This is a genomic window from Dissulfurispira sp., from assembly GCF_036745535.1.
Taxonomy (GTDB): domain Bacteria; phylum Nitrospirota; class Thermodesulfovibrionia; order Thermodesulfovibrionales; family Dissulfurispiraceae; genus Dissulfurispira.
In genome coordinates this window covers 1-7282 of the sequence record NZ_DAIOFX010000077.1, presented here as the reverse complement: position 1 = coordinate 7282, position 7282 = coordinate 1, and the positions used below count along the sequence as shown (strand labels likewise).

Sequence of the window (7282 nt, the reverse complement as noted above, 5' to 3'; positions counted from 1 at the left end):
TATGCTGTGCAAGAGGGATTCCATACTGGGAGTTGCTACGGAGCTTTTCTCTAAAAGGCCATACCACATGGTGGTGATGGATGATATCGCCAGAAAGGCGAGGGTGGCAAAGGGAACGCTTTACTATCACTTCAGGTCAAAGGAAGACCTTTATGTTGCTCTCTTGCAGGACGGCTTGACAATCTCCTTATGCGGCTTAAGGCAGAATCCAGTGCCGATGCCATTGGGAATTTAAAGCTGTTTATTAACAGCCTATCTGCTTTTTCAGCGAGAGAAAGGACTTTTTTGGAGTGCTGAGGAGAGAGGAAGGGAAGCTCCTCTCTAAGAAACTTAAGGATTGTTATGAGAAAACTTGCTCTATAAGGGATCTCCTTCATTCAATACTGAATAAGGGGATTGCAGAAGGGCATTTTAGAAAAGACATGGATATACAGACTATCTCGGAGATAATTATCGGGATGATTAAGTCGGCAATAAGCGGCAATATCGAACCGCAAAGGCTATCGAAAACAATCGTTGATATGCTGATTCATGGCATTATGGCATAAAAAAGTTAATCAGCCTGTGCGGGATGTTTTACCCCCCCTTCCCGCACAGACATATCCCCCTCCAGGGTAAATCCCCCTTTGCCCTGGAACATAAATCAGCCCTCCCTTCCCCAGGGAGGGCTACTTTTTATCTGCTTTTATCAACCCTAATTTTATCACAAAAAATGTTTATTTTACATTTGGAGCACAACGGCGATATTGGTTTGCAAATGCCCTGTCCAAAGGCAACGAGCATGCCGTTAAGCTCTTTCCAGTATTTTTTAGGTAATATTTTCTTCAAACCGAATTCTGTCTCTATTGGATTTTTTGTCTTTACAAGCCCCCATCTGTTTACTATTCTGTGGACATGAGTATCTACACAAATGCCGTCTTTATTGTAGCCGAGTGTTATTACAAGATTGGCTGTTTTTCTGCCCACACCCTCAAGTTTCAGTAGTTTTTCTATGGTATCCGGAACCTTTGAAAGGTGCTTTTCGACAATTTCCCTGCTGATCCTTTGAATCCTCCCTGCCTTGACCCTGTAAAAGCCGACCGGATATATTGCCTTTTCTATGGTTTTGACAGAAAGCCGTGACATTGATTCTGGATCAGATGCGAGATCAAAGAGCCTTTCTGATGCCTTGCCTGTTGTCTTGTCCTGAGTTCTCAGGCTTAAGATGCATGAGATTAATATCTTGAAGGGATCCCTGTCAAAAGATGCAAAGTTTTCGAGCCACGGGACATCGAGGCTCTTTACCTGCCTTTTCAGAACAGGCCATGCCTTGAGAAAATCTTTTGCAGTCATTCCTCTAAGGTTATGGCCTCGACAGGGCAGTTTTCCTCGGCAGCCTCGCAGCAGCCCACGAACTCGCATGCCTCGGGGTCTATGACCTCTGACTTTCCTGTTGCCTCGTTTAAGTGGAAAACAGCCGGGCATATCTCCTCACACCTGCCGCAGCCAATACATTTTTCCTCATCAACTATGACATTCATCTGCTATCCCAGTTCCTCAATCACCATTGCCGAGAGCAAAGGGAACATTATCTCATGATGTCCCGTTAGCGCAAAACACTGCCCTTTCATCATCGTCGGTCTTTTTAACACATTCTCGCGCGGTCTGTAATGCTGGATAAAATCCATATTCACCGTGGTGAATTCTTCCACCTTATTCCCGAGGTTTCTTGCGATGGTCAGTGCCTTTAAAAAGACTTCCGGAAGCACAACAGCAGAGCCAAGATTTATATAGACACCGCCTTCAAGGTCAGCAACTATAGATGTAAAAAGCCTGAAGTCACCGAGGCTCCCTTCTCCTATGGAGGCTCCATCAGCCTCCGGGTGCATATGTATAATATCCGAGCCAACTGCTACATGCACGGTTGCAGGAATGTTTAGTGTGTATGCTGCCCTGAATATGCTTTTATCTTTAAATGCAAAGTTTGAAGAGTCGATAAACTCGCCTATGGAACGCCCTATCCCATGCCCTTTTTTTACGCCATTATTAATGGCATTGTTCAGCATCTGCCCTGTTTCCTTTGCCATGCCGAAGGTGCCTGTGCACAACTCTCTGGCTACATCCTCCGATGTCTGTCCTATGTAAGAGATCTCGAAGTCATGGATGATGCATGCGCCGTTAGTTGCAATAGCCGTTATCACGCCCTTCTGCATCAGGTCGATAATTAAAGGAGAGAGCCCTACCTTAATGGAATGGGCGCCCATTCCAAGTACTACGGGTCTTTTGTTTTTGTGCGCTTTTACAATGGCCTGTACAACTGCCTTTAATTCCTGTGAGGCGAGGAAGTCGGGGAGTCCTTTTATAAATTCCCCGAATGAATTGCCCTTTTTGTGCGGCAGGGCTGATTTTTCTGCTGATACCTTGCTGCTCCTGTCCTTGATGGAATAGGTCTTAAGTCCGCTCAGGTCTATCTGTTTGTATTTCATATCCAGCAATTTTAGCATAAATATTGATTTTCTGTTAAGATTTATGGTATTTTTATAAGCTTTCAGCTATTAGCTGAAAGCTAAATGCTTTCTAATGGAGGATAAAATTGGCAGGTAAGGCAGCACCTAAAAAGGATTTATCGACCCTCAAAAGGGTAAGACAGGCCGAGAAGCGCAGGCTCCGCAATCAGTCTGTAGAGACAAAGGTAAAGACATACATAACAAAGTTAGATGCAGCACTGCCCTCGAAAGACAAAGAGGGTATTAACAAAATATTAAATGAGACCATCAAGGTAATAAGCAGCGCTGCATCAAAGGGAATCATCCACAAGAATACGGCATCAAGGAAAATTTCACGGATCACCAAAAAGGTAAACGCAGCACTCGCCAGCTAATTGACCTTAAGCAGCTTTACAAATAAATCTTCCATGACATAGGAGCGGGATGTCTTGATAGAGGCATCCGCTTCATGGAGCAGCTTGAAAACCGTCCTGAAAAACCTTTCGCCTTTATGATGGGACTTGCTTTGGAGGTTTGCATACTGCCAGTTTAACGCACCGAGCAGCATCTGGGATTCCGTGTTTTTACCCACATTCTCGAATATCCTGAATACCTCTGCTGCCTCTCTCTTCTTAAGGGCATTAATGAGGTCAAAGGCGCTGTATTCAGCACCAGCATAGACCATCCCCTTAACATCATCGATATCGATTTTATCGGCATTCCACGACGAGAACTTCTTTATTTCAGAATAAAGCATTCCCATGTCTGTGCCGACACAGACAATCAAATACTCGATTGCCCTGTCCGTAAACTCAATACCCTCTCTTTTTGCTGTGTCCCTTATCCACGAGGGGATGTCCTTTTCCTGCACATTAAGGCCGATTGCCTTTATATTTTTAACAACAGATGCATCAAAAAGTTTGGGAGATGCCCCTTCAAAAAGCATTATGAGAAGAGAGGTGTTTGCCGGGTTCGTGAGATACTCCTCGAGTTTTTTAATGTCTTTTTTTGTTAGCTTCTGTGTATTCTCAATAACGACAACCCTTCTTCCGGACAAAAAGGGCAGGGTATTGAGGATATCTATGATTTGTTCCATAGGCTTGCTGTTATCAGGTGATTTAACATCAAAAACATCAAAATTAAAGGCATCGGAGTGGTGTTTGTCTTTTATGGATGACAATGCTTCATAGAGCAGAAAGTCGTCAGAGGAGTAAAACAGATATGCAGGGGATGGAAACTCCTTTGAAAGCTCCTGCTGGAATTGCTTGATGCTCATTGTTTTTCCTTTTCGGCTGTTTTGTGCAGCTTTGCTATTTCGTCGGGATAGGCTTCCTCCATCAGCAGCCTGTTTAATCTCATACGCTCAAGACCGCCGGGATTCTGTTTGATCAGGTTCTTTGTTTCCTCTGTTAAAGCAATGTGTGCAAACCGTTTTTCATCAAAGATAGAAATGCCCTGTATGACAGTATTGAGCTCGTCAACAAGGACGGGCTTAATTTTGTCCTGCGAGACCTTTGACTCGGCATATTCATGTAACATCTGGCGCGTGCTCGGAGATAGCTGCCCCCGTAAATACAGGGATACAGGGTCTTCCGGCTCATATAGCTTAACTATCAGGCTCTCTAAATCTTTAATGTCAGAAGCAGTCAATAATAAGTAAGCGAAATTTTTAGGGGTGTTATAGCTTATAACCCGCACTACTTCCTGGGACAGGTTCTTTAATGCACTGACTGTTGAAAGCTCTTTTTGGGCAAGGACATTCTCGAGCCGTTCTGTAGATCTGAAGTAGGTGATGAAGGGACTATCAGCCACGAGAGGGACAGATCTTCCGCTTGCTGTATCGATAAGTCTGAAGTTTGCCTTTATTACGACTTTATACTGTGCTGCCACAAGGTTCTGTTCAACCAGGGGCTCTAATTCAAATTTTGTTATCTCTCCTTCAAGCCTGTACCTTGCAGAAGAGTTCACCCTGAAACCGTATTCTGCAAATGTTTCTGAGAGGGACCTGCTGAACCTGTCCTGCAGCTTCGGTTCAAAGGTCTTATTTTCTAATTTTCCCACGGCTATAGTATCAAAAGGAAGATTGGCCTTTGTCTGGATGGTATAGCCACAGCCAAAAAACAGTAAGCAGTAAACAGTAAGCAGTAAACAGGAGAAAAATTTTTGGGATGCTTGATGGACGATGTATTTATTGTCTCTCATATACATTTGAACCAACACTTTTTAAAGTTTTTGAGCAGTGCCTGACATATAAAATTGCTCAACCCCATTCACCCAATTACAATATTCACAAGTTTGCCTTTCACAACAACAACCTTTTTAACCTGTTTTCCGTCAAGCATTTCCTTTATCCTTTGTTCTTTTAGAGCCGTCTGTTTTGCATCATCATCCGACAATCCAGCAGGGACAAGTATCTTTGCCCTCAGTTTTCCATTCACCTGTACCACAAGCTCTATCTCTTCTTCCTTTGCGAGTTCCGCATCCCATACAGGCCATGGCTGCTCGAATATGCTGTTTTTCTCGTTCATAGCCTCCCATAATTCCTCAGCAATATGGGGTGCAAAGGGAGCGAGCATGAGCAGTGTGTTTTTAATGGCAATTCCTGCAACTGTCCTGTTTTCATCCGTTTCTGGAGCAAAGGACGATATATCGTTCACCAGTTCCATGAGGGCTGCAATGGCTGTATTAAAATGATAGTCTTTCTCGATGTCGTCAGTAACCCTTTTGATAGTCTGGTGAGTCTTTCTTATGAGTGCGGAAGCCCGGAAGCCAGGAAGATCGGAAGTTACTTCCGATCTTCTGCTCTTCTGCTCTTCTGCTCTATGTTTATAAACTATTCCCCATATCTTATTCAAGAACCTGGAAGCGCCTTCTACTCCTTTGTCAGACCATTCGAGGTCCCTCTCTGGGGGTGCAGCAAAAAGGGAAAAGAGCCGTATGGTATCGGCACCGTATTTTTTTATAAGGGCATCAGGGTCTATCACATTCTTTTTTGATTTGGACATCTTTTCGACCCTGCCCTTTTCGACCTCTTTGCCACAATGCACACACTTGCCATCTTTGACCTCATCAGGGAATAGCCAGTCATGCTCAGGGCATCTCCATGTCTCCTTGCAGACCATACCCTGTGTAAGAAGGTTTTTAAAGGGTTCGCCGTCATTAACTATACCGAGGTCCCTCATGCAGCGTGTGAAGAATCGAGAATAGAGAAGATGAAGCACTGCATGTTCGATGCCGCCTATGTACTGATCAACAGGCATCCAGTAATTAATTTGAGATTTCAAATTTGAAATTTGAGATTTCAAATCAATACCACCTTTAAGGCAATAGGCAATAAAATACCATGATGAGTCCACGAATGTATCCATGGTATCTGTCTCCCTCCGTGCATTTCCGCCGCACTTCGGGCATTTGACCTTTAGAAATGCCTCTGACTCCAAAAGGGGTGAACCTCCCTTTCCTGTGAATTTCACATCTTCAGGCAGAATAACAGGAAGGTTTTTCTCTGGCACAGGGACAATGCCGCATGTATCGCAATAGATTATGGGAATTGGAGTTCCCCAATACCTCTGCCTCGATATGCCCCAGTCGCGGAGCTTGTAATTTAATGTCCTTTTCCCGAGACTGTTTTCCTCAATATATTTGCCGATCTCCCTCTTTGCATCAGCACTTTTTAATCCGCTGAACTGACCTGAATTAACTAAAACACCTTCATCCTCAAATGCCTCTGTTATATTTTCTGAAGTGTTGGAGTGTTGGAGTGTTGTAGTATTGATATTTTCCGGCACTATCACAACCTTTATTGGAAGGCTGTATTTTTTCGCAAACTCAAAGTCCCTCTGGTCATGGGCCGGCACTGACATTATCGCTCCTGTGCCGTATTCCATAAGAACGAAATTGGCCACATAAACAGGTATCTTTTCATTGGTCAACGGATTGATTGCATAATGTCCTGTAAACAGACCTTCTTTATCTTCCATTTTGCCGTACTTGGCCTTTACAACTTCAAGTCTATCTTTATCCTTAACCAATTTCTCTGAAAGGGGATGTCCGGGTGCAAGACACATATAGGTGACGCCGAAAATGGTATCAGGTCTTGTTGTATATATCCTCAGTTTTTCATCGCTTCCATCTATTGGGAAATCGACTTCAACTCCCTCACTTTTTCCGATCCAGTTTTTCTGCATGGTCACAACGCGCTCAGGCCATCCTTTTAACTCATCACACCCCTGAAGGAGTTCTTCTGCATAGTGTGTAATCCTGAAAAACCACTGTTCAAGCTCCTTCTGGATGACTGTACTGTCGCACCTCCAGCATTTGCCATCGATTACCTGCTCATTTGCAAGGACAGTTACACAGGACGGACACCAGTTCACAAAGGATGCCCTTTTATAGGCAAGTCCCTTTTCATAAAGTCTCAGGAAAAACCACTGGTTCCATTTGTAATACTCAGGACTGCATGTGACTACTTCCCTTTCCCAGTCGTAGCTTAATCCCATGCGGTCAAGCTGCTTCTTCATGTAATCTATATTCTCATATGTCCATTTTGCAGGATGAACATCGTGTTTTATGGCTGCATTCTCTGCAGGAAGGCCGAAGGCATCCCAACCCATGGGATGCAGGACATTAAACCCCCGCATTCTCTTATATCTCGCAATGACATCACCGATTACATAATTCCTCACATGGCCCATATGGATTTTGCCAGAAGGATAGGGAAACATCTCGAGGCAGTAAAACTTCTCCTTCGACGTGTCGGCATCTGTCTTGTGGAGTTTCCTTTCAGCCCAGTATTTCTGCCACTTCAGCTCTATTTC

9 protein-coding genes are annotated in these 7282 nt (G+C 44.0%); 3 read left to right on the top strand and 6 right to left on the bottom strand.

Annotated elements, in window-relative coordinates; genetic code table 11:
* Positions 1–235 (top strand): TetR/AcrR family transcriptional regulator (locus V7L97_RS10410; RefSeq protein WP_333655728.1); only part of this gene is annotated, 235 nt, incomplete at its 5' end.
* A 19-nt stretch (positions 236–254) separates the two neighbouring features.
* Positions 255–548 carry a hypothetical protein gene (locus V7L97_RS10405; protein ID WP_333655731.1) on the top strand — a complete coding sequence of 98 codons (294 nt, stop codon included), beginning with the start codon at positions 255–257 and terminating at the stop codon, positions 546–548.
* A 127-nt stretch (positions 549–675) separates the two neighbouring features.
* Here V7L97_RS10405 and V7L97_RS10400 read toward each other — a convergent pair whose 3' ends face one another.
* Genes V7L97_RS10400 through V7L97_RS10390 form a run of 3 tightly spaced genes read right to left on the bottom strand, consistent with a single transcriptional unit; the run spans position 676 to position 2483 of the window.
* Positions 676–1332: an endonuclease III domain-containing protein gene (locus tag V7L97_RS10400; protein ID WP_333655725.1), complete on the bottom strand. Its 657-nt coding sequence runs from the start codon at positions 1330–1332 to the stop codon at positions 676–678.
* Positions 1329–1520, bottom strand: coding sequence for a ferredoxin (locus V7L97_RS10395; protein WP_333655724.1), 192 nt, complete (start codon positions 1518–1520; stop codon positions 1329–1331). Before V7L97_RS10395 ends, V7L97_RS10400 begins: the two co-directional genes overlap by 4 nt.
* 3 nt (positions 1521–1523) lie before the next feature.
* Positions 1524–2483: a hypothetical protein gene (locus tag V7L97_RS10390; protein ID WP_333655723.1), complete on the bottom strand. Its 960-nt coding sequence runs from the start codon at positions 2481–2483 to the stop codon at positions 1524–1526.
* Positions 2484–2572: 89 nt separating this feature from the next.
* Between V7L97_RS10390 and rpsT the strand changes: the two genes are divergently transcribed.
* Entirely contained in the window at positions 2573–2860 is a 288-nt protein-coding gene (gene rpsT, locus V7L97_RS10385; protein WP_333655721.1) for a 30S ribosomal protein S20, read from the top strand.
* Here rpsT and holA read toward each other — a convergent pair.
* From holA to leuS, 3 genes are all read right to left on the bottom strand, one after another.
* Positions 2857–3741, bottom strand: a complete 885-nt coding sequence (gene holA / locus V7L97_RS10380; RefSeq protein ID WP_333655719.1) for a DNA polymerase III subunit delta — start codon at positions 3739–3741, stop codon at positions 2857–2859. The genes rpsT and holA overlap by 4 nt on opposite strands.
* Positions 3738–4667 carry an LptE family protein gene (lptE, locus tag V7L97_RS10375; protein WP_333655717.1) on the bottom strand — a complete coding sequence of 310 codons (930 nt, stop codon included), beginning with the start codon at positions 4665–4667 and terminating at the stop codon, positions 3738–3740. Before lptE ends, holA begins: the two co-directional genes overlap by 4 nt.
* Positions 4668–4735: 68 nt before the next feature.
* A complete protein-coding gene (leuS, locus tag V7L97_RS10370; RefSeq protein ID WP_442891818.1) occupies positions 4736–7279 on the bottom strand; it encodes a leucine--tRNA ligase in 2544 nt (847 codons plus the stop codon).
* Positions 7280–7282: the final 3 nt, after the last annotated feature.